The organism is Streptomyces sp. NPDC050535 (genome assembly GCF_044457665.1).
Taxonomy (GTDB): Bacteria; Actinomycetota; Actinomycetes; order Streptomycetales; family Streptomycetaceae; genus Streptomyces.
Genome location: NZ_JBITHE010000001.1, coordinates 810974 through 835002 on the forward strand (window position 1 = coordinate 810974; position 24029 = coordinate 835002).

Genomic DNA, 24029 nt, shown 5'->3' on the forward strand with positions numbered 1-24029 from the left:
ATCATGACAGATAACTTTGGAGCACTCGGCGGGAATGCCCACCGCACAGGTGTCGAACGCGTCGTGATTGCCCCATTGCCCACCGTGTACGGCGCATTCCACGCCGTCGGTTACCTCGACCACGACCGGGGCGAGGAACAAGTGGCCCTGGTGCACGGGGACCTGCCTGACATCGGCGAGGGGGACACCCTCACCCGGCTGCATTCGGAGTGCCTCACCGGGGACGCCTTCGGGTCCATGCACTGCGAATGCGGCGACCAGCTCGCCGCCGCGCTGCGCGCCATCGTCGCGGAGGGCCGCGGCATCCTCGTCTACCTCCGGGGCCACGAGGGCCGGGGCATAGGCCTGCTCGCCAAGCTCCGGGCCATGCAGCTCCAGTCGGAGGGCATGGACACCGTCGAGGCGAACCTCGCCCAGGGCCTGCCGGTGGACGCCCGCGACTACCGGGTGGCGGCGGAGATCCTGCACGACCTCGGTGTACGGTCCGTGCGGCTGATGTCGAACAACCCGCGCAAGCGCGAGGCGTTGGTGCGGGACGGCATCAGGGTCGCCGAGCAGGTCCCCCTGCTGATCCCGCCGTGCGAGGAGAACCTCAGCTATCTGCTGACCAAGCGGGAGCGCCTGGACCACGACCTGCCCCATCTGGACGGAGTCCACCTGGGCGGATCCGAACTGAACGGCGCCCACTTGGACCACCGCGATCTTTTGCGGATCGGCAAGGACGGCTATCACTGAGGAATGAGAGAAGACGACGCCGCCGACGGCGGTCCGCTGTTCCTGTCGCGCGAGCAGGTGCGGGAGCTGCTCGACACCGACACGGCGATCGCCTCGCAGCGCGCGGCCTTCACGGCGCTCGGCGACGGCAGTGCCGAGCTCCCCGGGAAGATCATGTATCCCAGCCGCTTCGACGACAGCGTCGTCTTCGCCTACCTCGCCCGGCTGTCCGCGGACACCGGGACCGTCGCCAAGATCGGCAGCGTCAACCCGCGCAACGCGGCGGCCGGGCTGCCGACCGTCCACGCGGTGATCAACGTGCTCGACCCCGTCACCGGGCAACCGGTCGCGGTCATGGACGGCACCGCGGTGACGACCCTGCGCACGGCCGCGGCGAGCGCCGTCGCCTTCGACGCGCTGGCCACCGCCGACAGCACGGAGCTCGGCGTACTCGGCTCCGGTACGCAGGCCCTGGCCCACGTACGGGCAGTCGCCCGGGTACGGGAGGTGCGGTCCGTGCGGCTGTGGAGCCCGGACCCGGGCCGCCGGGCGCGTGCGTCTCAGCGGCTCGCCGCCGAACTCGGTGTCGCGGTCAAGGCCGTCGAGACCGCCGAGGAGGCCGTGGCGGGGCTGCCGATGGTCGCTGCCTGCACGCTGAGCGCCGCGCCCGTGGTGCGGGGCGAGTGGCTGGCGCCGGGATGCACGGTCGTCAGCGTCGGCTCCTTCGAGCCCGGCCGGAGCGAGGTCGACGCGGAGGTCCTGCGGCGGGCCGCCGCGGTGGTCGTCGACGATCCGGCGACGGCGGCGGAGCACGCGGGACCCGTCGTCGACGCGCTGCGCGAGGGGCGGCTCGCGCGGCGGGACCTGATTCCGCTCGGCGGCGTGCTCACCGGCACCCACCCGGGCCGTACCCACCCGGACGACATCGTCTTCTACAACAGCGTCGGCCTCGGCATCCAGGACGCCGCCGCGGCCTGGGCCGTGATCACCGCGGCACGCGCGCGGGACGCGCGCCGCTGAACGGGACGGTGCCGGCCCTCGTCGGCGCGAGCGGGCTCAGTCCAGTATCGACTCCTGCACCAGCCGCTTCAGCTCGCGGAAGATCGAGTGGGAGGAGCTGGGGCGGACCTGGGTCAGGAACTGCACGGTCACGTCGTTCTCCGGGTCGACCCAGAACGTCGTACTGGCCACTCCGCTCCAGCCGTACGCGCCCTGCCCGGCCGGGGACTGGGTGATCTCCGGGTCCACCACGACGGAGACACCGAGGCCGAAGCCGAGGCCCGCGTTGCTCGGCTCCTGGTGGGCGGGGCTGCCGAAGGTGCGGCGGTCGGCGTTGCCGGGTAGGTGGTTGGACACCATCAGGTCCACGGTCCCGGGCTTCAGCAGGCGGGCGCCGTCGAGTTCCCCGCGCTGCCGGAGCATCTCCATGAAGCGGTGGTAGTCGTGGGCGGTGGCGACCATGCCGCCGCTCCCGGACACACAGCGAGGCCGGCCGTGCAGGGGCAACCCGACGATCGGGGAGATCCCGCCGTCCTCGTCCTCGCCGTACAACTCGGCCAGTCGTCCCGCCTGTTCGTCCGTGACGCAGAATCCGGCGTCCTTCATCCCCAGCGGCCCGAAGATCCGCTCGGCCAGGAACACGTCGAGGTCCTGGCCGGACACCACCTCGATGACACGGCTGAGGACATTGGTGGCGACGGAGTAGTTCCACTGGGTGCCCGGCTCGAACTGGAGCGGCAGTCCGGCGTACACCTCGCAGGCCTCGGCCAGGGTCGCGCCCGTCGGCACGGACGACTCCAGACCGGCTTGCCGGTACAGCGCGTCGACGGGATGCGCGTGGTAGAAGCCGAAGGTCAGGCCCGAGGTCTGGGTCAACAGGTGCCGGACGAGAATGGGTTGGGCGGCCGGGCGGGTCTTGGCGTCCGGGCCGGATCCGTCGACGTACACCTGTGGGTCGGCGAAGGCCGGGAGGAAGTCGGCGACGGGATCATCGAGCCGGAGGCGGCCCTCTTCGAGGAGCATCAGCGCGGCGACCGAGGTGACCGGCTTGGTCATCGAGTACATCCGCCACAAGGTGTCGGTCTCGACGGGGAGTTCGGCCTTGCGGTCGCGGCAGCCGTACGTGGTGAGGTGGGCGACGCGGCCGTGCCGGGACACGGACACCAGGTACCCGGGGAGACTGCCGTCGTCGACCAGGTGGGCGAAATGCTGATCGAGGCGGGCCAGCGCCTTCGGATCGAGGCCGGCCTCGCGCGGCTCGGCCTCCTGTCGCAGGTGTCCCATGACTCTCCTCCGGGCTGCGGCTCTTGGACCAACTCGCTCCATGGTCCCGTAAAGACTCATGAACCGCCTTCTGCCCCGCACTTGTTGATGAACTCCTTGCGAATGCGTCCCGGTGTCCCCGGGGCTCCCGGTAGCCTCAGCGCGAGAAATCGCCTGGAATGTCTCGCGCGGTACGGAGCGTTGAGCAGGGCATGACTCAGGACGCGACGCAGGACGCACTGCTCAAGCTGCTCTCCGAGTACAAGGGCGGGGTGCTCGTCACCCTCAAGAAGGACGGCCGCCCTCAGCTGTCGAACGTGAGCCACGCCTACTACCCCGACGAGCGGATCGTCCGGGTCTCGCTCACCGACGACCGCGCCAAGACCCGCAACCTGCGCCGGGACGCGCGGGCCTCTTACCACGTCACCAGCGGGGACCGGTGGGCCTACACGGTCGCCGAGGGCACGGCCGAACTCACCCCCGTCGCCGGGGACCAGCGGGACGAGACCGTCGAGGAACTCGTCCGGCTCTACCGCGACGTCCTGGGCGAGCACCCCGACTGGGACGACTTCCGCGCCGCCATGGTCCGCGACCGGCGTCTCGTCCTACGCCTCCACGTGGAGCGCGCGTACGGAATCCCCGGCTGACGTCTCCCCGCCCGGGCCGTCCGTGCGGGCCTCGATCGCGCCGACGGCCCAGATCCCCGAACGTCCGTCGGGCGCCGGGGACCTGGGGTGCCGGCGGGCTCAGACCGCGACCTTCTCCCGTCCCGCGGGCTCGGAGACCGCACGCTCGCCGAGCCGCTCGGTCGGCACCTTGTGCGTCTCGCGGGCGGTGAGCGCGGCGATCACCGGCGGGACGCACAGCGCCGCGGTGAACAGAGCGACAGGTAGCCAGCCGTCGCCGTCGGGACCCGCGATCCGCGCGGCGAAGGTGACGGCGAACCCGGCGACGGCGAAGCCGATCTGGGTGCCGATCGCCATGCCGGAGAGCCGGACACGGGTGGAGAACATCTCGCCGTAGAAGGACGGCCAGACACCGTTGGCGGCGCTGTAGACGATGCCGAAGGTAACGATGCCGAGCGCGAGGATCAGCGGGTAGGAGCCGGTGGAGATGGCCCACAGGTAGAGGAACATCATGATCGCGCTGCCGACCGCGCCCACCAGGAAGACCGGGCGGCGGCCGACGCGGTCGGAGAGCCTGGCCCACAGCGGGATCGCGCCGAGCGCGGCCAGGTTGGCGAGCGCGCCGACCCACAGCATCTGCGAGCGGGACAGACCCACGGAGTCGCTGGTCCCGTACGCCAGCGCCCACACCGTGAAGATCGTGCTGACCGAGGCGATGAGGGCGGCGGCGACGACCCGCAGGACGTCCGCCCAGTGCTCGCGGAGCAGGATGGCCAGGGGCAGCTTGGCGACGCCCTCGGTCGCGGCCTGCTGGGTGAAGGCCGGGGTCTCCTGGAGCGTGCGGCGGATGACGAAGCCGACGACGGCCACGGCGACGCTCGCCCAGAACGGGATGCGCCAGCCCCACGAGAGCAGCTGGTCCTCGGGCAGCGCGGCGACCGGCAGGAAGACCAGGGTCGCCAGGAGCTGGCCGCCCTGGGTGCCGCTGAGCGTGAAGCTGGTGAAGAAGCCGCGCCGGTCCGGCGGCGCGTGCTCCAGCGTCATGGAGTTGGCGCTGGCCTGCTCGCCGGCGGCGGAGATGCCCTGGAGGACGCGGCAGAGGACCAGCAGGACCGGGGCGAGGCCGCCCACCTGGTCGCGGGTCGGCAGGCAGCCGATGAGGAACGTCGACAGGCCCATCAGGATCAGCGTGAAGACCATGATCTTCTTGCGGCCGACGCGGTCGCCGAAGTGACCGAGGAAGAGCGCGCCGATCGGGCGGGCCGCGTACGCGACTCCGAACGTGCCGAGCGACAGGAGCGTCGCGGTGGCCGGGTCCGACTCGTCGAAGAAGACCTTGGGGAAGATCAGGGCTGCGGCGCTGCCGTAGATGAAGAAGTCGTAGTACTCCAGGGCGCTGCCGATCCAGGCGGCCATGGCGGCTTTCCTGGGCTGGCCGGGTGGCGCGTCGAGCGGGACGGCGGGGACGGACACGGCTGGCTCCTTCGAGGGAACTCCGGGGACGGGAGTGGCGGCGGGGGAGGGGTGCCGGGGCCCTGGGGTGGCGGGTCGGCCGTGCCGGGTGCGCGCCGCTGCTGGACTGCTGGGCGACCCGGCTAATTAACCCACTGGATAGTTAGTAGCGGATGGCTACGGATGTTGCGCTCGCGTTTCCCGGGTGTCAAGAGGCCGCGTCGAAGGACCTTCCCCGCCCGGGCCCGGTGAGCGGCCCGGGCGGCGGCTGTCAGTGGCCTGCCGGGAGGTCCGCCGCGAGGTCCTGCGAGCGTTCCGCGGTGAGATAGGCGATGACCATGTCGCCGAGCATGGTCCGGTAGTGCTCCCGCTGGTCGGGGGCGACCAGATCGCGGCCGAAGAGGGCGCCGAAGGTGTGCCGGTTGGCGACCCGGAAGAAGCAGAACGCGCTGATCATCGCGTGCAGGTCCACGGCGTCCACGTCCGCCGTGAACAGGCCGGACCCGCGGCCGGTCTCCAGGATGCGGCTGATCACGTCCAGCGCCGGTGAGCCGATCCTGCCGAGCTCCTCCGAGGCCGCGATGTGCTCCGCCTCGTGGATGTTCTCGATGCTCACCAGGCGGATGAAGTCGGGGTGCGCCTCGTGGTGGTCGAAGGTGAGCTCGGCGAGCCGGCGGATGGCCGCGACCGGGTCCAGGTGTTCGACGTTCAGCTCCTGCTCCGCCCGCCGGATCACGGTGTAGGCGCGCTCCAGGACTGCCGTGAAGAGCCGCTCCTTGCCGCCGAAGTAGTAGTAGATCATCCGCTTCGTGGTGCGGGTGCGGGCGGCGATCTCGTCCACCCGGGCACCCGCGTAACCGGCCCGCGCGAACTCCTCCGTCGCCACGTCGAGAATCTCGGCCTTGGTGCGGGCGGCGTCACGGATGCGCCCGTTGGGTCGTGCCGGTTCTTCGACGCTGGTCATCGGGTTCCTTCGGGCGAGGGGCCGGTCGCGCGGTGGATGCGGTGCCGGTGCCCGCGATTGTAGAAGCAGGGCGCGGGCAAGGGCTTTCCCGTCCGGGTCTTCCCGAACGTGCGGCATCCTGGTATCACTGACTAACGGACCAGTTCGTACATTAGCGGGCGCCTGTCACTCATCTGCCGTCCACCGCCAGTCACCCATCAGCAGCCGGTCACTCGTCAACAGCCATTCGCTCGTCAGCAGCCCGGAGGCCCGCCGTGCCCCAGAACTCGTACCTCGTCGGCCTGATCGGATCCGGCATCGGCCCCTCGCTCAGCCCAGCGCTGCACGAGCGGGAGGCCGACCGGCAGGGCCTGCGTTACCTCTACCGGCTGATCGACATCGACCGGCTCGGCGTCGGCCCGGAAGCGGTGGGCGGGCTCGTACGCGCCGCGCGTGACCTCGGTTTCGACGGACTGAACATCACGCACCCCTGCAAGCAGCTCGTCATCGGGCACCTCGACGAGCTCGCCCCGCAGGCCGAGGCGCTCGGCGCGGTCAACACCGTCGTCTTCGAGGGCGGCCGCGCCATCGGGCACAACACGGACGTCACCGGATTCGCGGCCTCCTTCGCGCGCGGGCTGCCCGACGTTCCGCTGGAGCGGGTCGTACAGCTGGGCGCGGGCGGTGCGGGGGCTGCCGTCGCACACGCCGTCCTCACCCTGGGCGCGGGGCATGTCACCGTCGTCGACGCGATGCCCGAGCGGGCGGCCGATCTCGCCGGTTCGCTCAACCGGTACTTCGGTGAGGGGCGAGCGGCAGCCGCGACGCCGGACGGGCTCGGCGGGCTTCTCGCCCGTGCCGACGGGGTGGTGCACGCGACGCCCACCGGGATGGCCGCGCATCCCGGGCTGCCGTTCCCCGCCGAGTTGCTGCATCCCGGGCTGTGGGTCGCCGAGGTCGTCTACCGGCCGTTGGAGACCGAGCTGCTGCGGGCCGCTCGCGAACGGGGGTGCGCCACCCTCGATGGTGGGGGGATGGCGGTCTTCCAGGCGGTGGACGCGTTCCGGCTGTTCACCGGGCGGGAGCCCGACAGCGGACGGATGCTGGCGGATATCGCAGAGTTGGCCGCCCCCGCGGGTGCGACGGGTGCGCGGAGTTGAGGGCGCCTTGGGGAGGGGCGGCTGAAGCGCTGCGCGGGTGCGGAGCGGTGCGGGTTGCTCGCGCGGTCCCCGCGCCCCTTCAGGGTCGCTTCTCCCGAGTCTCGTTTCCTGTCGGTTCAGCGGTATCGAAGGAGTGACAACGTGCGTACGTCAATCGCCACCGTCTCGCTCAGTGGATCTCTGACCGAGAAGCTCACGGCTGCGGCCCGGGCCGGGTTCGACGGGGTCGAGATCTTCGAGAACGATCTGCTCGCGAGCCCGCTCGGTCCGGAGGAGGTCAGGGCGCGGACGGCCGACCTCGGGCTGACTATTGATCTGTACCAGCCGATGCGGGACATCGAGGGCGTGCCGCAGGGGGAGTTCACGCGGGGGCTGCGCCGGGCCCGGCACAAGTTCGAGGTCATGGAACGGCTGGGCGCGGACACCGTGCTGCTGTGCTCCAGCGTCTCGCCGCTCGCCGTGGACGACGACGAGCTCGCGGCCGGTCAGCTGCACCAACTGGCTGATCTGGCAGAGGACTTCGGCATCCGGGTGGCGTACGAGGCGCTCGCCTGGGGCCGCCATGTGAGTACGTACGACCACGCCTGGAGCATTGTCGAGGCGGCGGACCACCCCGCTCTGGGCACCTGTCTGGACAGCTTCCACATCCTCGCCCGGGGGTCCGATCCCAAGGGCATCGAGGACATCCCCGGCGAGAAGATCTTCTTCCTGCAGCTGGCCGACGCGCCGCTGATGGCGATGGACGTCCTCCAGTGGAGCCGCCACTACCGCTGCTTTCCCGGCCAAGGCGGTTTCGACATCGCCGGGCTGCTCGCGCACGTGGTGCGCGCCGGATACGACGGGCCGCTCTCCCTGGAGGTCTTCAACGACGTCTTCCGCCAGGCCGAGGCCGGACCGACCGCCGTCGACGCCCGGCGGTCCCTGCTCGTACTCCAGGAAGAGACCGGTCTCGCCGCCCCGCCCGAGCCCGTGGTCCCCAGCGGCGTGGCCTTCGCCGAACTCGTCACCCCCGACGTCGTACCCGTCTCGGCACTCCTCGGCGCTCTCGGCTTCTCGCGCACGGCCAGGCACCGCAGCAAACCGGTGGACCTCTGGCAGCAGGGCGAGGCCCGTGTCCTGGTCAACACCGGTCCGGCCGCCCGGCGCGACGGCACCGCGCTCGCCGCCATCGGCCTGGAGTCACCGGACCCGGCAGGCGCGGCCCGGCGCGCCGAATCCCTCCTCGCCCCCGTACTGCCACGCCGCCGCGCCCTTCAGGACGCGCCCCTCGACGCGGTGGCCGCACCCGACGGCACCGAACTGTTCTTCTGCGCCACCGACCGGCCCGGACTCCCCAGCTGGACCGGCGACTTCGAACCCGTCGAGCACCGACAGGACCCGCGGCGGCTGGCCCGCGTGGACCACCTGGCCCTCACCCAGCCCTGGCACCAGTTCGACGAGGCCGCCCTCTTCCACCACAGCGTGCTCGGGCTGAGCGCCCAGGAGAGCGTCGACGTGGCCGACCCCTACGGCCTGCACCGCAGCCGCGCCGTCACCAACTCCGACGGCACCGTCCGCATCGCCCTCTCCGTCGGCCCGGCCCCCAGTGACGACGGCGCCCGCGCCCAGCACATCGCGTTCGCCACGGAGGACGTGGTCACCGCCGCCCGGTGCTTCCGCGACGCCGGGGGCCGCCTCCTCGCGATGCCCGCCAACTACTACGACGACCTCGCCGCCCGGTTCGAGTTCACGGACGAGGAGCTGGCGACGTACCGCGAACTCGGCATCCTCTACGACCGTGACTCCGACGGCGAGTTCCGGCACTGCTACACGGAGACCATCGGCCGTGTCTTCTTCGAGCTCGTCCAGCGCGACGGCGGCTATCGCGGGTACGGCGCGCAGAACGCCCCGGTGCGGCTTGCCGCGCAGCACGCGGTGCGACCGGGGCGTTGAGGCGCGCCTCTCGCGAAGTGACTCAGTTCCCCCTGGCGTTCCATTCGGCGATCACCGGTCGTCCGTGCTCCATGGAGAGCCGGCTGACCGTCCCGGTCGCGAGCTGGAACAGGCGGCCGTCCGCGGCCGGGAGCCCGAGGCGGCGGGCGGCGAGCACCCGCAGGAAGTGGGCGTGGGCCACGAGGATCACGTCACCGCCGTCGAGTGCCGCCCCGACGCGGGAGAGGACCCGGTCGGCGCGCTGTCCCACCTCGGTCGGTGACTCGCCGGGGTGCTCCGAAGGACCGGGCGCGACCCCGTCGTTCCAGAGGTACCAGTCGGGCCGGGTGCGGTGTATGTCGACGGTCGTGACGCCTTCGTACGCGCCGTAGTCCCACTCGTGCAGCTCGGGATCGGTCACCGCCCCGTACAGGCCGGCGAGTTCCGCGGTGCGTATCGCGCGGCCCAGCGGGCTGGTGAGCGCGAGGGCGAAGGTCCGGTCGGCGAACAGCGGGGCGAGGGACTTGGCCTGTTCCTCGCCCCGCTGGGTGAGCGGCAGGTCGGTCCAGCTGGTGTGCTGTCCCGACACGCTCCACTCGGTTTCGCCGTGGCGGACCAGCAACAGGTCCCCCATGGCGGTTACTTCGCCGACTCGACGGCGTGGCCGCCGAACTGGTTGCGCAGCGCGGCCACCATCTTCATCTGCGGCGAGTCCTCCTGCCGGGACGCGAAGCGCGCGAAGAGGGACGCGGTGATCGCGGGCAGCGGTACGGAGTTGTCGATGGCGGCCTCGACGGTCCAGCGGCCTTCGCCGGAGTCCTCCGCGAAACCGCGCAGCTTGGCCAGGTGTTCGTCGTCGTCCAGGGCGTTGACGGCGAGGTCGAGCAGCCAGGAGCGGATGACGGTGCCCTCCTGCCAGGAGCGGAAGACCTCGCGTACGTCCGTGACGGAGTCGACCTTCTCCAGGAGCTCCCAGCCCTCGGCGTAGGCCTGCATCATGGCGTACTCGATGCCGTTGTGGACCATCTTGGAGAAGTGGCCGGCGCCGACCTTTCCGGCGTGTACGAAGCCGAAGTCGCCCTCGGGCTTGAGCGCGTCGAAGACGGGCTGGACCTTGGCGATGTTCTCCGGGTCGCCGCCGACCATCAGCGCGTAGCCGTTCTCCAGGCCCCACACGCCGCCCGAGACGCCGGCGTCGACGAAGCCGATGCCCTTGATGCCGAGCTCGACGGCGTGCTTCTCGTCGTCCGTCCAGCGGGAGTTGCCGCCGTCCACGACGACGTCGCCGGGCGAGAGCAGGGCGGCCAGCTCGTCGACGGTGGACTGGGTCGCGGCACCGGCCGGGACCATCACCCACACCACACGCGGGCCTTCGAGTTTGCTCACGAGTTCGCTGAGGCTGCTGACGTCGGCGAGGTCGGGATTGCGGTCGTAGCCGATGACTGTGTGGCCCGCGCGGCGGATCCGCTCGCGCATGTTGCCGCCCATTTTACCGAGGCCGATAAGTCCGAGCTGCATGTCGTTCACTTCTTCCGGAGAGTGCGGTAGGCGGCCACGAGGGCGGCGGTGGAGGGGTCGAGGCCGGGCACGTCGGTGCCTTCGGTGAGGGCGGGTTCCACGCGCTTGGCGAGGACCTTGCCGAGCTCGACGCCCCACTGGTCGAAGGAGTCGATGTTCCAGACGGCGCCCTGTACGAAGACCTTGTGCTCGTAGAGGGCGATGAGCTGGCCGAGCACCGAGGGGGTCAGCTCGGCCGCCAGGACGGTCGTGGTGGGGTGGTTGCCGAGGAAGGTGCGATGCGCCACCTGCTCCTCGGGCACACCCTCCGCCCGCACCTCGTCGCCGGTCTTGCCGAACGCGAGGGCCTGCCCCTGCGCGAAGAGGTTGGCCATCAACAGGTCGTGCTGGGCCTTGAGTTCGTCACTGAGCTCGCCCACCGGATTGGCGAAACCGATCAGGTCGGCCGGGATCAGCTTCGTGCCCTGGTGGATGAGCTGGTAGTAGGCGTGCTGCCCGTTGGTGCCGGGCGTGCCCCACACCACCGGACCGGTCTGCCACTCCACGGGGTGACCGTCCCGGTCCACGGACTTGCCGTTGGACTCCATGTCCAGCTGCTGCAGGTAGGCGGTGAACCTGGACAGGTAGTGCGAGTACGGCAGCACCGCGTGCGACTGGGCGTCGAAGAAGTTGCCGTACCAGACGCCCAACAGGCCCAGCAGCAGAGGTGCGTTGGACTCGGCGGGCGCGGTTCGGAAGTGCTCGTCGACCAGATGGAAACCGTCGAGCAGCTCGCGGAACCGGTCCGGACCGATCGCGATCATCAGCGACAGACCGATCGCCGAGTCGAACGAGTACCGCCCGCCGACCCAGTCCCAGAACCCGAACATGTTGGCCGTGTCGATGCCGAAGTCCGACACCTTCTCGGTGTTCGTGGACAGGGCGACGAAGTGCCTGGCCACGGCGGCGGAGTCGCCGTCGAGACCGGCGAGCAGCCAGCTCCGTGCCGAGGTCGCGTTCGTGAGGGTCTCGATGGTCGTGAAGGTCTTCGAGGCGACGATGAACAGGGTCTCCGCCGGGTCCAGGCCCCGGACGGCCTCGTGCAGATCGGCTCCGTCGACGTTGGACACGAAGCGGACCGTCAACTCGCGGTCGGTGAAGGCGCGCAGTGCCTCGTACGCCATCGCCGGACCGAGGTCGGAACCGCCGATGCCGATGTTGACGACGTTCCTGATGCGCTTGCCGGTGTGCCCGGTCCACTTGCCCGAGCGGACCTGCCCGGCGAAGTCGGTCATCCTGTCGAGGACCGCGTGCACGGCGGGGACGACGTTCTCCCCGTCGACCTCGACGACCGTGTCCCGCGGGGCGCGCAGGGCGGTGTGCAGGACGGCCCGCCGCTCGGTGACGTTGATCTTCTCGCCCCGGAACATGGCGTCCCGCAGCCCGAACACGTCGGTGGCGGTGGCCAGTTCCTGGAGCAGGGCGAGGGTCTCGTCGGTGATCAGGTGCTTGGAGTAGTCGATCCGCAGGTCGCCGACGCGTACGACGTAACGCTCCGCGCGGGCGGGGTCGGCGGCGAACAGCTCACGCAACCGCGGGTGCAGGAGCGGACCCGCGCGGTGGTCCTCCAGGGCCACCCACTCGGGGCGCCGCGTGAGCTTGGGGAAGTCAGACATGACCGGGGGTCTCCTTGGTGCCCTCGCCTCGGAGGGCGATGGCGTACATCTCGTCCGCGTCGAGGCGGCGCAGTTCCTCGGCGATCAGCTCGGAGGTGGAGCGCACCTTCAGCGCCAGGGTGCGGGAGGGCTGTCCGGGCAGGGACAGGGTGGCCAGCGGGCCCTCGGGGCGGTCGATCACGATCTCGCCGCTCTTCGTGCCGAGCCGCACCGCGGTCACCACGGGTCCCGCGGTGACGACCCGCTCGACCTGCACCTTGAGCCGGGCCTCCAGCCAGCGGGCCAGCAGCTCGGCGCTCGGGTTGTCGGCCTCGCTCTCGACGGCGGCCGAGGTCACCTTCGTACGGGACTGGTCGAGCGCGGCGGCCAGCATCGAGCGCCACGGCGTCAGCCGGGTCCACGCCAGGTCGGTGTCACCGGGCGAGTACGAGGCGCTGCGGGCCTCCAGGGCGAGCAGCGGGTTCTCGACGGCGTACATGTCGGTGATCCGGCGCTGCGCGAGGGCTCCCAGCGGGTCCTTGACGGGGTTCTCGGGCGCGTTCACCGGCCACCACACGACGACCGGCGCGTCGGGCAGCAGCAGTGGCAGGACCACCGAGTCGGCGTGGTCGGTCACCTCGCCGTACGTCCGCAGGACGACCGTCTCACCGGTGCCCGCGTCCGAGCCGACCCGGACCTCCGCGTCCAGCCGTGAGTTCGTGCGGTCGCGCGGGGTGCGGGCGACCCGCTTGATGACGACCAGGGTGCGCGAGGGGTGCTCGCGCGAGGCCTCCTCGGCCGCCTTGATGGAGTCGTACGCGTTCTCCTCGTCGGTCACGATGACCATCGTGAGGACCATGCCCACGGCGGGAGTGCCGATTTCCCGGCGTCCCTTCACGAGCGCCTTGTTGATCTTGCTTGCCGTGGTGTCGGTGAGGTCGATCTTCATGGCCTGCGCCAGCTCCGTCCGTCTCGTGCGAGCATCTCGTCGGCTTCCTTCGGGCCCCAGCTGCCCGAGGGGTACTGCGCGGGCTTGCCGTGCTTCTCCCAGTACTCCTCGATCGGGTCGAGGATCTTCCAGGACTCTTCCACCTCCTGGTGACGGGGAAAGAGATTGGCGTCGCCGAGCAGGACATCCAGGATCAGACGTTCGTACGCCTCGGGGCTGGACTCCGTGAACGACTCGCCGTAAGCGAAGTCCATCGTGACGTCCCGGATCTCCATCGACGTACCCGGCACCTTCGATCCGAAGCGCACGGTCATGCCCTCGTCGGGCTGGACACGGAAGACGATCGCGTTCGCGCCCAGTTCCTCGGTGGCCGTCGAGTCGAACGGGGAGTGCGGGGCGCGCTGGAAGACGACGGCGATCTCCGTGACCCGCCGGCCCAGACGCTTGCCGGTCCTGAGGTAGAAGGGGACGCCCGCCCAGCGGCGGTTGTCGACCTCCAGCTTCACGGCCGCGTAGGTGTCGGTCGTCGAGGCGGGGTCGATGCCGTCCTCCTGGAGATAGCCGCGCACCCGCTCGCCGCCCTGCCAGCTCGCCGCGTACTGCCCGCGCACGGTGTGCTCGCCCAGCTCCTCCGGCAGCTTCACGGCCTTGAACACCTTGAGCTTCTCGGTGAGCAGCGACTCGGCGTCGAAGGCGGCGGGCTCCTCCATCGCGGTCAGCGCCAGCAGCTGGAGCAGGTGGTTCTGGATGACGTCGCGGGCGGATCCGATGCCGTCGTAGTACCCGGCCCGGCCGCCGATGCCGATGTCCTCGGCCATCGTGATCTGTACGTGGTCGACGTACGACCGGTTCCAGAGGGGCTCGTACATCTGGTTGGCGAAGCGGAGCGCCAGGATGTTCTGGACGGTCTCCTTGCCGAGGTAGTGGTCGATGCGGAACACCTGCTCCGGGTCGAACACCTCGTGCACGATCTTGTTCAGCTCACGCGCGCTGACCAGGTCGCGCCCGAACGGCTTCTCGATGACCGCACGCCGCCAGGAACCCTCCGGCGCGTCCGCGAGCCCGTGCTTCTTGAGCTGCTGGACGACCTTGGGGAAGAACTTCGGCGGTACGGAGAGGTAGAAGGCGTAGTTGCCGCTGGTGCCGCGCGAGGAGTCCAGCTCGTCGACGGCCGAGCGCAGTTGTTCGAACGCCGCGTCGTCGTCGAAGTCGCCCGGGATGAACCGCATGCCCTCCGCGAGCTGCTGCCAGACCTCCTCGCGGAACTCGGTGCGCGCGTGCTCGCGCACCGAGTCGTGCACCACCTGCGCGAAGTCCTGGTCCTCCCACTCGCGGCGGGCGAACCCGAGGAGCGAGAAGCCGGGCGGGAGCAGACCGCGGTTGGCGAGGTCGTAGACCGCCGGCATCAGCTTCTTGCGGGACAGGTCGCCGGTGACACCGAAGATGACGAGACCCGAGGGGCCCGCGATCCGGGGGAGGCGGCGGTCCTGAGGGTCGCGGAGCGGGTTGGACCAGTCGAGGTCGGGAGAGACGGCCTCCCGTGTGCTCACCGCGGCCGGTTCCACGGCCGTGTCACCAGGTCCCGCCGACGTGCCGGACGCGGCCTTCGCGGCACTGCCGGGAAGCGCTTCACGCTTGCTCATGCCCCCTCAACTCCCTTGCCGCGCAGCGAGGTCGCCACCGCGCCGAGCAGGTCCTCCCAGGCGGCCTCGAACTTCGAGACGCCCTCCTCCTCGAGCTGCTTCACGACCTCGTCGTACGAGATCCCGAGCCCTTCCACGGCCGCCAGGTCGGCGCGTGCCTGCGCGTAGCCGCCGGTCACCGCGTCGCCGTGGATGTCGCCGTGGTCGGCGGTGGCGTCGAGGGTCGCCTCCGGCATGGTGTTGACCGTGCCGGGCGCGACCAGCTCGTCGACGTACAGGGTGTCCTTGTAAGAGGGGTCCTTCACGCCCGTCGAGGCCCACAGGGGGCGCTGCTTGTGGGCGCCGGACGGGGCGAGCGCGGTCCAGCGGGCGGACCCGAAGACCTCTTCGTACGCCTCGTACGCGAGCCGGGCGTTGGCGAGCGCCGCCCTGCCCTTGAGGGCGAGTGCCTCGTCGGTGCCAACCTTCTCGAGACGCTTGTCGATCTCGCTGTCGACGCGGGAGACGAAGAAGGAGGCCACCGAGTGGATGGTGGAGAGGTCGAGGCCGGCGGCCCGCGCCTTCTCCAGGCCCGCCAGGTAGGCGTCCATGACCTCGCGGTAGCGCTCCAGGGAGAAGATCAGCGTCACGTTGACGCTGATACCCCGGCCGATCACCTCGGTGATCGCCGGGAGGCCGGCCTTCGTCGCGGGGATCTTGATCATCACGTTCGGGCGTTCGACCAGCCAGGCGAGCTGCTTGGCCTCGGCGATCGTCGCCGCGGTGCGGTGGGCCAGACGGGGGTCGACCTCGATGGAGACCCGTCCGTCACGGCCGCCGGTCGCGTCGTACACCGGCCGCAGCAGGTCGGCGGCGGCCCGGACGTCGGCGGTCGTCATCATGCGGACGGCCTCCTCGACCGTCACGCCGCGCGTGGCGAGGTCGGCCAGCTGCTCCTCGTAACCCTCGCCCGAGCCGATCGCGGCCTGGAAGATGGAGGGGTTGGTGGTGACGCCCACCACGTGCCTGGTCTCGATGAGTCCGGCGAGGTTGCCGGACTCGATCCGCTTGCGCGAGAGGTCGTCCAGCCAGATGGAGACGCCTTCGTCGGAGAGGCGCTTCAGGTTTGCCGCGGGTGCGGTTGCTTCGGTCACAGTGATCATCTTCCTTCGTGCGATCGGATTAACCGCGGAGCGCGGCCAGCGATTCCCTGGCGGCGGCGGCGACGTTGTCCGGGGTGAACCCGAACTCGGCGAACAGGGTCTTGGCGTCGGCGGAGGCCCCGAAGTGCTCGAGCGAAACGATTCGCCCCGCGTCACCGACGTACCGGTACCAGGTGAGGCCGATGCCGGCCTCGACCGCGACACGGGCCTTCACGGACGGCGGAAGCACCTGGGCGCGGTACTCGGGGGACTGCTCCTCGAACCACTCCACGGACGGCATCGACACCACCCGGGTGCCCACCCCTTCGGCCTCCAGCCGCTCGCGCGCGGCGACGGCGAGCTGCACCTCGGAACCGGTGGCGATGAGAATGACGTCGGGTGTGCCGTCCGAGGCGTCCTGGAGGACGTAACCGCCCTTGGCGGCGTCCTCGTTGGCCTCGTACGTCGGTACGCCCTGGCGGGTCAGCGCCAGTCCGTGCGGGGCCGGGTTCGTGGAGTGCCGCTTGAGGATCTCGGCCCAGGCGATCGCCGTCTCGTTGGCGTCGGCCGGGCGGACGATGTTGAGGCCGGGGATGGCGCGCAGCGAGGCGAGGTGCTCGACCGGCTGGTGGGTCGGGCCGTCCTCGCCGAGGCCGATGGAGTCGTGCGTCCAGACGTACGTCACCGGGAGCTGCATCAGCGCGGAGAGGCGCACGGCGTTGCGCATGTAGTCGGAGAAGACCAGGAAGGTGCCGCCGTAGACGCGGGTGTTGCCGTGCAGCGCGATGCCGTTCATCTCGGCGGCCATCGAGTGCTCGCGGATACCGAAGTGCACGGTTCGGCCGTACGGGTCCGCCTCCGGCAGCGGGTTGCCCTCGGGGAGGAAGGAGCTGGTCTTGTCGATGGTCGTGTTGTTCGAGCCGGCCAGGTCGGCGGAGCCGCCCCAGAGCTCGGGGAGTACGTCGCCGAGCGACTGGAGGACCTTGCCGGAGGCGGCGCGGGTGGCCACCGAGGTGCCCGGCTCGAAGGACGGCAGCGCGGACTCCCAGCCCTCGGGCAGCTGACCGGCCACGACACGGTCGAAGAGCTTGGCCCGCTCGGGCCGCGCGGTGCGCCACTCGGCGAGCCGCTTGTCCCAGGCGGCGTGTGCCTCGGCGCCCCGGTCGAGGGCCTGGCGGGCGTGGGCGAGGACCTCGTCGGCGACCTCGAAGGTCTGCTCCGGATCGAAGCCCAGGACGTGCTTGGTGGCCGCGATCTCCTCGGCGCCGAGAGCCGAGCCGTGCGCGGCCTCGGTGTTCTGCGCGGTCGGCGCGGGCCAGGCGATGATCGTGCGCATCGCGATGATGGAGGGACGCCCGGTCTCGGCCTGCGCCGCCTTCAGCGCCGTGTGCAGCGCGTGGACGTCGATGTCGCCGTTGTCCGAGGGCGCGATCCGCTGCACGTGCCAGCCGTACGCCTCGTACCGCTTGAGCACGTCCTCGGAGAACGCCGTCGCCGTGTCGCCCTCGATGGAGATGTGGTTGTCGTCGTAGACGAAGACGAGGTTGCCGAGCTTCTGGTGGCCGGCCAAGGACGAGGCCTCGGCGGAGATGCCCTCCTCCAGGTCGCCGTCGGAGACGATCGCCCAGACGGTGTGGTCGAAGGGGGACTCGCCGTGCGCCGCCTCGGGGTCGAAGAGGCCGCGCTCGTAGCGGGCGGCCATCGCCATGCCCACGGCGTTCGCGACACCCTGGCCGAGCGGGCCCGTCGTCGTCTCGACGCCCGCCGTGTGGCCGTACTCCGGGTGGCCCGGCGTCTTGGAGCCGTGCGTACGGAACGCCTTCAGGTCATCGAGTTCGAGTTCATAACCTGAAAGGAAGAGCTGGGTGTAGAGGGTCAGCGAGGCGTGGCCGGGGGAGAGGACGAAACGGTCGCGTCCTGTCCACTCCGGGTCGGCGGGGTCGTGCCGCATCACCTTCTGGAAGAGCGTGTACGCGGCCGGGGCCAGGGCCATCGCGGTGCCAGGGTGGCCGTTTCCGACCTGCTGCACGGCATCGGCGGCCAGCAGACGGGCGGTGTCCACGGCACGCCGGTCCAGCTCGGTCCACTCGAATCCGTCGGAGAGGCGGGCAGGTGTCTGCGGGCTCTGGTGCGTGCTCATCTTCAAGAAGTCCTCGATAAGAGCGGGGTAACTGCTCTGACGTGTTCAACCTTAAAAGTCTGACTTTTGCCGGGGAAGGTGCCCTTGTGCCAGCCTTCGGTGAAAGTGGGACACGCAGTACCGGATCGAGCCGGCGCGAGAGGGACATGACCGACAGAAACACCCAAGACGGCGCCATGGCCGAAGGCAGGCCCGGCGGCGCCGGCCACCTCCCCGAGGACGGGATCAGGACCTTCCCGTTCCCCGCGGACCTGAGCGTCTCCGGCGTCGGTATGCAGATAGGTGCGATGGGGACCGGCCGCACCTGGCACGCGGACGCGCCGCTGGAGCGCGTGCACCGCATCGACTTCCACGTGGTGATGCTGTTCCACGCGGGACCCGTACGGCACATGATCGACTTCGCCGAGTACGAGGTCTCCGCGGGCGACATCCTGTGGATCCGCCCCGGCCAGGTGCACCGCTTCGCCGGCACCTACGACTACCGGGGCATCGTCCTGACCATGCAGCCCGGTTTCCTGCCCCGGGCGACGGTCGAGGCGACCGGTCTCTACCGCTACGACCAGCCCCCGCTGCTGCGCCCCGACGCGGACCAACTCGCCGCTCTTGAGCACTCGCTCGCCCAACTGGAACGCGAGTACGTCGACACGACCACGCTGCCGCTCAGCCTGCACACCTCGGTGCTGCGGCACTCCCTGACCGCGTTCCTGCTCCGCCTCGCGCACCTCGCGGCCAGCTCGGCTAAGGCGGCCGGCGAACAGAGCGACACCGCCTTCACCCGCTTCCGGGAAGCGGTGGAGAAGGGGTTCGCCACCAACCACAGCGTCAGCGCGTACGCCGACGCCCTGGGTTACTCCCGCCGCACCCTGGTCCGCGCGGTCCGCGCAGCCACCGGCGAGACCCCGAAGGGCTTCATCGACAAGCGGGTGATCCTGGAGGCCAAGCGGCTCCTCGCCCACACGGACATCCCGATCGGCCGCATCGGCGTCGCCGTGGGCTTCCCCGACTCCGCGAACTTCTCCAAGTTCTTCCACCAGCACACGGATGCGACTCCGGCGGGGTTCCGGGCGGAGCTGCGTTGAGGGACGCGGGAGCCGTGCGGGAAGGGGCGGACCTCTCGGTCCGCCCCTTCGTCAGGTGCTGAGTCGCCGAGTGGTCGCTCAGCGGCCGAAGTTGAACCAGTTGACGTTCACGAAGTCGGCGGGCTGGCCGCTGGTGAAGGTCAGGTAGACCGTGTGCGTGCCGGTGACACCGCTGATGTTCGCCGGTATGGTCCGCCAGCTCTGCCAGCCGCCGGTGTTGGCGAGGGCGAAGCTGCCGACGGGAGTGCTCGTACGGCTGTCCAGGCGTACCTCGACCAGGCCGCTCACGCCGGAGGACGCGCCGCTCGCGACCCGGGCGACGAACTGGGTCGCCGCCGTGGAGCCGAAGTTGACGCCGTCGAACTGGGCCCAGTCGCCGTTCGCGAGCGCGCTCAGGTTCTGGCCGCCGCCCGAGTCCGTGGTCGACTCGGTGTTCACGCCGCCCTGGCCGTTGTAGGACTCGGCCTGGATGGCGCTGTAGGCGTCACGGTTACCGGTCGGTGGCGGTGTGGTACCGCTCCCACTCGACAGCACCTGGACGTAGTCCACCACCATCGGGCGCCCCGGGACGGTCGCGGCGTCCGGGCCGCCGCCGAACGCGTCCACGAAGCCACCGCCCATGGCGACGTTCAGGATGATGAAGTAGCCGTGGTTCGTGGCGTTCGTCCAGGTCGTCGCGTCGACCTGATTCGCCCTGACGGTATGGAAGTTGACCCCGTCGAGGTAGAAGCGCATCTCCTCGACGCTGGTGGACTTGTCCCACTCCACCGCGAAGGTGTGGAAGCTCGTCTGGCAGGTCGCGCAGGGGGTGGAGCCGCCGATGCCGGTCGTCTCGTTGCACGGGCCGCCCGGGGAGGTGCCGCAGTGCATGGTGGACCACAGGGTGCCCAGGCCCTGGACGTTCTCCATGATGTCCAGCTCGCCGACGCCGGGCCAGTTCCAGTAGTTCCCGCGGAAGGGCGCGCCCAGCATCCAGAAGGCGGGCCAGTAGCCCCTGGCGGCGGCGCCGGTGACGTTCGGCATCTGGATGCGGGACTCGACGCGCAGTTTGCCGCCGGCGGGGGGCTGGAAGTCGGTGCGTACCGTCTCGATGCGGCCCGAGGTCCAGTTGCCGGAGGCGTCGCGGAGCGGGGTGATGCGGAGGTTGCCGGCACCGTCGAGCGAGACGTTGTTGGTGCTGGAGGTCATCGTCTCGATCTCGCCGGTGCCGAAGTTGGCGGGCCCGCCGGGGTAGCTCGTGCCCGTCGTGTACTGCCAGTTGGCGGTGTTGACGCCGGTCCCGGCGGCCCCGTTGAAGTCGTCGACGAAGACCTGGGACCAGCCGGTGGGCGGCGGGGGAGCGGTGGCGCTCGCGGGAAGGGTGGCGGCGGTCGCGGCGGCCGCCGTCACGGCGAGTGTGCTGAAAGCGGCGATGAGCAGGCGCCTCAAGGGACGGCGTCTGCCTGGAGCGCCTGGTGTGCCGGAAGTTTCACGCATGGGTGCCTCTCCGGGTACGGAGTGAGATGAGCGGGTGTGTGCGGGGCTGTGTGAGCGCGATGCTGATGGGAGCCGTGCTGCGGGTGGTGCGTGAGTGGTGCGGAGGGGGTGGTGCCCGGGTGGTGCGGAGGAGGTGCTCCGGGTGATGCGCGAGGGGTGCTCCGGGTGACGCTTCGAGCGTGCCTCGAGCACCTCTTGAGAGCGCTCTCAATGCGGCTGCGCGGCCAATGTGCTCTCTGCCGCTCCGGCCGTCAAGAGGTGTGGTCGGTAAAGTCCACTGGGCGCGCGGGAGTTCACGCCGTGAAAGAAGGGTGGCGCGGTCGGCGGAGCCGGGCTCCGCTCGCCCCGGCTCGGCGGTGACCTACGCGAACCGGGCCGTGAGCAGGGCGATGTCGTCGTCCTTGTTCTGGCCGAAGCGGTCCAGGAGCAGATCGCAGAGTTCTTCCAGGTCGTCCGGGCCGGCGGCCACCGCGTCGCGGAACTCGGCGAGGGTGGTGTCGAGGTCGGCGGTGCGGATCTCGACGAGGCCGTCGGTGACCATGACGAGGCGGGTGCCGGGCGGGTTCCGCAGGACGGTGGGCGCTGGATGTGGGAGGCCGAGGCCGAGCAGCGGGCCGTGCGGGAGGTGGAACCGCGGCCCCTCCTCCGGGTGGATCACCAGCGGGGGGATGTGACCGGCGTTGGCGATGTCCAGGCGGCGGGCGTCCGGTGCGACCAGAACGAGGCAGAGGGTGACCGTGATGCCGGGCTGCGACTGGCCCAGCAGCTGTTCCAGGCGCTCCAGGATGCGGTGGGGAGGGTGGCCCTCGATGGCGTACGCGCGCAGTGCGTGGCGTACTTCCCCCATGACGGTCGCGGCGGTCACCGAATGCCCGACGACGTCGCCGATGGCGAGCAGCAGGCCGTTGGCCGTCCGGACCGCCTCGTAGAAGTCACCGCCGATCTCCGCGTGTTCGGAGGCGGGAAGGTAGCGGAAGGCCAGTTTGATGCCCGGGACGGTCGGCAGCTCCTTGGGGAGGAAGGACCGTTGCAGGGCCAGGCCTAGGGCGTGCTCCTCGTTGTAGGTCCGCAGGGCTTCGAGGGCCAGGGCACTGGCGTTGGCCAGTTGCTGCAGGAGCTGTTCGTCGTCGGCGCTCTGCAGGGCGCTCGCGGGGACGGCCAGGCAGACGGGCGGACGCCCGCGCTTGGTGCGGGCCACGGCGAGAGCGATGTCCCCGGAGAGATGGTCGGCCGGCAGCAGGGCGTGCCATTGGCTGTTCGAGAGATGGACGACCTTGACCCCGGTGTCCTGGTTCAGTCCGTGGGCCGCCAGCTGTTCCAGCACACCCGAGCGGGCCGGGCGGGTGCGGACGGGTGTCCGCGGGCCGTCGATCATGCTGTGGACCGCTTGCGCCTGGGGCGACAGGAACACCGCGCTGGCGGGGCCGGCCAGTACACCGGCCGCGCCACCGGTGGCTGCCGACGCGAAGGAGTGGAAGCCGACGGCGCTGTAGACGTCCAGCGTCGCCTGGTTCAGCGCGATGAGACGGGTGGCCAGCCTCTCGGCGCGCTGGCGGGCCCTGGCGTAGCGAAGTGTGGCGTCGACCGTGGCGAGGAGCTCACCGGGATCGATGGGCTGGTCGAGATAGGCGTCCGCGCCCCGCCTCAGCCCTTCCGCGTGGTCGTCCGGGGTGATCGCGGCCGCCGAGATCTGGATGACCGGCAGATGGGCCGTCCGCGGGTCGCTCTTGACACGTTCGCTGACCTCGAAGCCGCTCATGTCGGGAAGCCGTACGTCGATGATCGCGATGTCCGGGAGCGAGCCCGCCGCGCTGTGCAGCCGGGCGAGCCCCTCCTCGCCCGTGCCGACACCGACGACGGTGTGTCCCGCGCGCCGCAGCCAACTGGTGAGGACGTAGCGGGTCGACTCGTTGTCGTCGATGACCAGGACGGTCGCGGGCAGGACGCCCTGGGCACTATCTGTCACGGCCTGCTCTCTCGGTTTCCGGTTCCTCTTCGGGTTTCGGTTGACTGGTGCCCTGGTGGCCGAGATCGGGCAGGCGTAGCTGTACCTGGGTGCCGACACCGGCGGCGCTGCTGAGGGTGAGCGATCCGCCGAGCAGTTCGGCGAGCGTACGGGCGTAGGGCAGGCCCAGGCCGGTGCCGGGCCGCTTGCTCTGGTGGGGCCCGCGGACCTGGTAGAACGCCTCGAAGACCCGGTCGAGTTCATCGGCGGGGATGCCGATCCCCGTGTCCGTGACGGTGAACAGCACGGCGGGAGCGGCTGGGTCGGGGTCCACGGCGATGTCCAGGCGCACTTCGCCCCGCTCGGTGAACTTCAGGGCGTTGGAGAGGAGGTTGCGCAGGATGCGTACCAGCAGCGTCTCGTCGGTCACCAGCGCGGGCGGCCGTTCGAGGTCCGGGGTGACGAGGGTGACCCGGTCGTGGCCGTGGCCGCTCAGCAGTATGCCGCTGAGGTGGGCGACGAGCAGCCGCAGGTCCACCGGTTGCGGATGGACGTCGAGGTGTCCCGCCTCGGCCTTCGCGACGTCCAGCAGGTCGCCGACGAGTGACAGCAGGGTGTGGCCGGAGGACCCGATGAGTTCGACCTGTTCCCGCTGCTCGTTGCTGAGCTGCCGGGAACCGGGGGCCAGCAGTAGCTCGGAGAGGGCGACCACGGAGTTGACCGGCGTGCGCAGTTCGTGACTGATGTTGGTCCAGAACCGGGTCTTCGCCTCGCTCGCCTCCTGCAACTGGCGCCGCTTGTCATCCAGTTCCGAGTGCAGGGCGAGCACACCGCTGTTCGTCGTCTCCAGCTCCTGCGTCAGCTCGGAGTACAGCGCGAGCACTCCCTGGTTGGTCTCCTCCAACTCCTCGTTGAGACGGCGCAGTTCCTCCCGCTGTGCGCGGGTCTCCTCCAGCGTGGCGATCAGGTCGCGGGTCTGGGCACGCAGATCGTCCGTCTCGGTGGACCTGGCGACGTTCTTGAGCGCCCCGGCCAGGCGGGTGCGCCGCTCGGCCGTCCTCACACCGTCCGCGGGGAGCGGCTGGGTGACGACGATCCGGCTGACCGTCGCACCGGGCTCGAAGTCGACGCGTACGAGCTTCGCGGCCAGGTCGAGCGTCTCCCGGGCGGGCGGCGGACCTTCGCGCCAGGCGAAGGTGACGACGAGGCAGGCCGACTGGCTCGCCGGGTCCAGGTCGAAGGACACCTCGAGACCGCGGCAGCCGAGCCGGTCCCGGCCGAGTTCGCTCAGCGCGGTCGCCAGCCGGACCTGATCCTGCCGGTCCAACGACAGTGCCGCCGCCGCCTGTTGGGTGCTGCGCCGCAGGCCGAACACGTCCTGGGCCGTCGACAGGTCGAAGGACGCCACCGGGCGGGCGGACCCGCCCGGGGACGGGCGGCCGTCACGGGACGCACC

The 24029-nt window shown here is 70.5% G+C and carries 19 protein-coding genes; 6 read left to right on the plus strand and 13 right to left on the minus strand.

Features of this window, described 5'->3' with window-relative positions; translation table 11 throughout:
• Window positions 1-3: 3 nt before the first annotated feature.
• Window positions 4-735 carry a GTP cyclohydrolase II gene (gene ribA / locus ACIBLC_RS03410; protein WP_399208925.1) on the plus strand — a complete coding sequence of 244 codons (732 nt, stop codon included), beginning with the start codon at window positions 4-6 and terminating at the stop codon, window positions 733-735.
• A 3-nt stretch (window positions 736-738) separates the two neighbouring features.
• Window positions 739-1734, plus strand: coding sequence for an ornithine cyclodeaminase family protein (locus ACIBLC_RS03415; RefSeq protein ID WP_399208926.1), 996 nt, complete (start codon window positions 739-741; stop codon window positions 1732-1734).
• Between the two features lie 36 nt (window positions 1735-1770).
• Here the strand turns inward: ACIBLC_RS03415 and ACIBLC_RS03420 are convergent, their stop codons facing one another.
• A complete protein-coding gene (locus tag ACIBLC_RS03420) occupies window positions 1771-2997 on the minus strand; it encodes a serine hydrolase domain-containing protein (protein ID WP_399208927.1) in 1227 nt (408 codons plus the stop codon).
• A gap of 191 nt (window positions 2998-3188) precedes the next feature.
• Here ACIBLC_RS03420 and ACIBLC_RS03425 point away from each other — a divergent pair, with 191 nt between their 5' ends.
• Complete coding sequence (locus ACIBLC_RS03425; protein ID WP_399208928.1) at window positions 3189-3623, plus strand: PPOX class F420-dependent oxidoreductase; 435 nt, start codon at window positions 3189-3191, stop codon at window positions 3621-3623.
• A 99-nt stretch (window positions 3624-3722) separates the two neighbouring features.
• Here ACIBLC_RS03425 and ACIBLC_RS03430 read toward each other — a convergent pair whose 3' ends face one another.
• A complete protein-coding gene (locus tag ACIBLC_RS03430; RefSeq protein WP_399208929.1) occupies window positions 3723-5075 on the minus strand; it encodes an MFS transporter in 1353 nt (450 codons plus the stop codon).
• 250 nt (window positions 5076-5325) lie between these two features.
• Window positions 5326-6018 (minus strand): TetR family transcriptional regulator, encoded by a 693-nt coding sequence (locus tag ACIBLC_RS03435; protein ID WP_399208930.1) that lies wholly within the window; start codon window positions 6016-6018, stop codon window positions 5326-5328.
• A 254-nt stretch (window positions 6019-6272) separates the two neighbouring features.
• Here ACIBLC_RS03435 and ACIBLC_RS03440 point away from each other — a divergent pair, with 254 nt between their 5' ends.
• Together ACIBLC_RS03440 and ACIBLC_RS03445 are read left to right on the plus strand one after the other, a co-directional pair.
• The gene (locus tag ACIBLC_RS03440; protein ID WP_399208931.1) at window positions 6273-7157 is read left to right on the plus strand and encodes a shikimate dehydrogenase; all 885 of its coding nucleotides are present in this window, start codon (window positions 6273-6275) and stop codon (window positions 7155-7157) included.
• 141 nt (window positions 7158-7298) lie between these two features.
• Window positions 7299-9089 carry a bifunctional sugar phosphate isomerase/epimerase/4-hydroxyphenylpyruvate dioxygenase family protein gene (locus ACIBLC_RS03445; protein WP_399208933.1) on the plus strand — a complete coding sequence of 597 codons (1791 nt, stop codon included), beginning with the start codon at window positions 7299-7301 and terminating at the stop codon, window positions 9087-9089.
• A 22-nt stretch (window positions 9090-9111) separates the two neighbouring features.
• On the opposite strand, the gene ACIBLC_RS03450 is transcribed toward ACIBLC_RS03445, so the two are convergent.
• The 7 genes from ACIBLC_RS03450 to tkt are packed head-to-tail and all read right to left on the minus strand — an operon-like array spanning window position 9112 to window position 18073.
• A complete protein-coding gene (locus tag ACIBLC_RS03450) occupies window positions 9112-9702 on the minus strand; it encodes a histidine phosphatase family protein (protein ID WP_399208934.1) in 591 nt (196 codons plus the stop codon).
• Between the two features lie 5 nt (window positions 9703-9707).
• Complete coding sequence (gene gnd / locus ACIBLC_RS03455) at window positions 9708-10586, minus strand: phosphogluconate dehydrogenase (NAD(+)-dependent, decarboxylating) (RefSeq protein ID WP_399208935.1); 879 nt, start codon at window positions 10584-10586, stop codon at window positions 9708-9710.
• Between the two features lie 5 nt (window positions 10587-10591).
• Window positions 10592-12241: a glucose-6-phosphate isomerase gene (gene pgi / locus ACIBLC_RS03460; protein ID WP_399208936.1), complete on the minus strand. Its 1650-nt coding sequence runs from the start codon at window positions 12239-12241 to the stop codon at window positions 10592-10594.
• Complete coding sequence (opcA, locus tag ACIBLC_RS03465) at window positions 12234-13169, minus strand: glucose-6-phosphate dehydrogenase assembly protein OpcA (protein WP_399208937.1); 936 nt, start codon at window positions 13167-13169, stop codon at window positions 12234-12236. The genes pgi and opcA overlap by 8 nt, the downstream gene beginning before the upstream one ends.
• Window positions 13166-14812, minus strand: coding sequence for a glucose-6-phosphate dehydrogenase (zwf, locus tag ACIBLC_RS03470; protein WP_399208938.1), 1647 nt, complete (start codon window positions 14810-14812; stop codon window positions 13166-13168). The genes opcA and zwf overlap by 4 nt, the downstream gene beginning before the upstream one ends.
• Entirely contained in the window at window positions 14809-15954 is a 1146-nt protein-coding gene (gene tal / locus ACIBLC_RS03475; RefSeq protein ID WP_399208939.1) for a transaldolase, read from the minus strand. Before tal ends, zwf begins: the two co-directional genes overlap by 4 nt.
• Window positions 15955-15973: 19 nt before the next feature.
• Entirely contained in the window at window positions 15974-18073 is a 2100-nt protein-coding gene (gene tkt / locus ACIBLC_RS03480; protein ID WP_399208940.1) for a transketolase, read from the minus strand.
• Window positions 18074-18219: 146 nt separating this feature from the next.
• On the opposite strand from tkt, the gene ACIBLC_RS03485 reads away from it, so the two are divergent.
• Complete coding sequence (locus tag ACIBLC_RS03485) at window positions 18220-19152, plus strand: AraC family transcriptional regulator (RefSeq protein ID WP_399208941.1); 933 nt, start codon at window positions 18220-18222, stop codon at window positions 19150-19152.
• Between the two features lie 78 nt (window positions 19153-19230).
• On the opposite strand, the gene ACIBLC_RS03490 is transcribed toward ACIBLC_RS03485, so the two are convergent.
• From ACIBLC_RS03490 to ACIBLC_RS03500, 3 genes are all read right to left on the minus strand, one after another.
• The gene (locus ACIBLC_RS03490) at window positions 19231-20628 is read right to left on the minus strand and encodes a glycoside hydrolase family 16 protein (protein ID WP_399208942.1); all 1398 of its coding nucleotides are present in this window, start codon (window positions 20626-20628) and stop codon (window positions 19231-19233) included.
• A 361-nt stretch (window positions 20629-20989) separates the two neighbouring features.
• Window positions 20990-22594 carry a SpoIIE family protein phosphatase gene (locus ACIBLC_RS03495; protein ID WP_399208943.1) on the minus strand — a complete coding sequence of 535 codons (1605 nt, stop codon included), beginning with the start codon at window positions 22592-22594 and terminating at the stop codon, window positions 20990-20992.
• Entirely contained in the window at window positions 22584-23981 is a 1398-nt protein-coding gene (locus ACIBLC_RS03500) for a sensor histidine kinase (RefSeq protein WP_399208944.1), read from the minus strand. The genes ACIBLC_RS03495 and ACIBLC_RS03500 overlap by 11 nt, the downstream gene beginning before the upstream one ends.
• Between the last annotated feature and the right edge of the window lie 48 nt (window positions 23982-24029).

Coding starts and splice junctions, on each gene's coding strand:
- ACIBLC_RS03420 (WP_399208927.1), bottom strand. CDS start 2,997: ATGGGACACCTGCGACAGGAGGCCGAGCCGCGCGAGGCCGGCCTCGAT.
- gnd (WP_399208935.1), bottom strand. CDS start 10,586: ATGCAGCTCGGACTTATCGGCCTCGGTAAAATGGGCGGCAACATGCGC.
- pgi (WP_399208936.1), bottom strand. CDS start 12,241: ATGTCTGACTTCCCCAAGCTCACGCGGCGCCCCGAGTGGGTGGCCCTG.
- ACIBLC_RS03425 (WP_399208928.1), top strand. CDS start 3,189: ATGACTCAGGACGCGACGCAGGACGCACTGCTCAAGCTGCTCTCCGAG.
- ACIBLC_RS03435 (WP_399208930.1), bottom strand. CDS start 6,018: ATGACCAGCGTCGAAGAACCGGCACGACCCAACGGGCGCATCCGTGAC.
- opcA (WP_399208937.1), bottom strand. CDS start 13,169: ATGAAGATCGACCTCACCGACACCACGGCAAGCAAGATCAACAAGGCG.
- zwf (WP_399208938.1), bottom strand. CDS start 14,812: ATGAGCAAGCGTGAAGCGCTTCCCGGCAGTGCCGCGAAGGCCGCGTCC.
- ACIBLC_RS03450 (WP_399208934.1), bottom strand. CDS start 9,702: ATGGGGGACCTGTTGCTGGTCCGCCACGGCGAAACCGAGTGGAGCGTG.
- ACIBLC_RS03485 (WP_399208941.1), top strand. CDS start 18,220: ATGACCGACAGAAACACCCAAGACGGCGCCATGGCCGAAGGCAGGCCC.
- tal (WP_399208939.1), bottom strand. CDS start 15,954: ATGATCACTGTGACCGAAGCAACCGCACCCGCGGCAAACCTGAAGCGC.
- ACIBLC_RS03415 (WP_399208926.1), top strand. CDS start 739: ATGAGAGAAGACGACGCCGCCGACGGCGGTCCGCTGTTCCTGTCGCGC.
- ACIBLC_RS03490 (WP_399208942.1), bottom strand. CDS start 20,628: ATGCGTGAAACTTCCGGCACACCAGGCGCTCCAGGCAGACGCCGTCCC.
- ribA (WP_399208925.1), top strand. CDS start 4: ATGACAGATAACTTTGGAGCACTCGGCGGGAATGCCCACCGCACAGGT.
- tkt (WP_399208940.1), bottom strand. CDS start 18,073: ATGAGCACGCACCAGAGCCCGCAGACACCTGCCCGCCTCTCCGACGGA.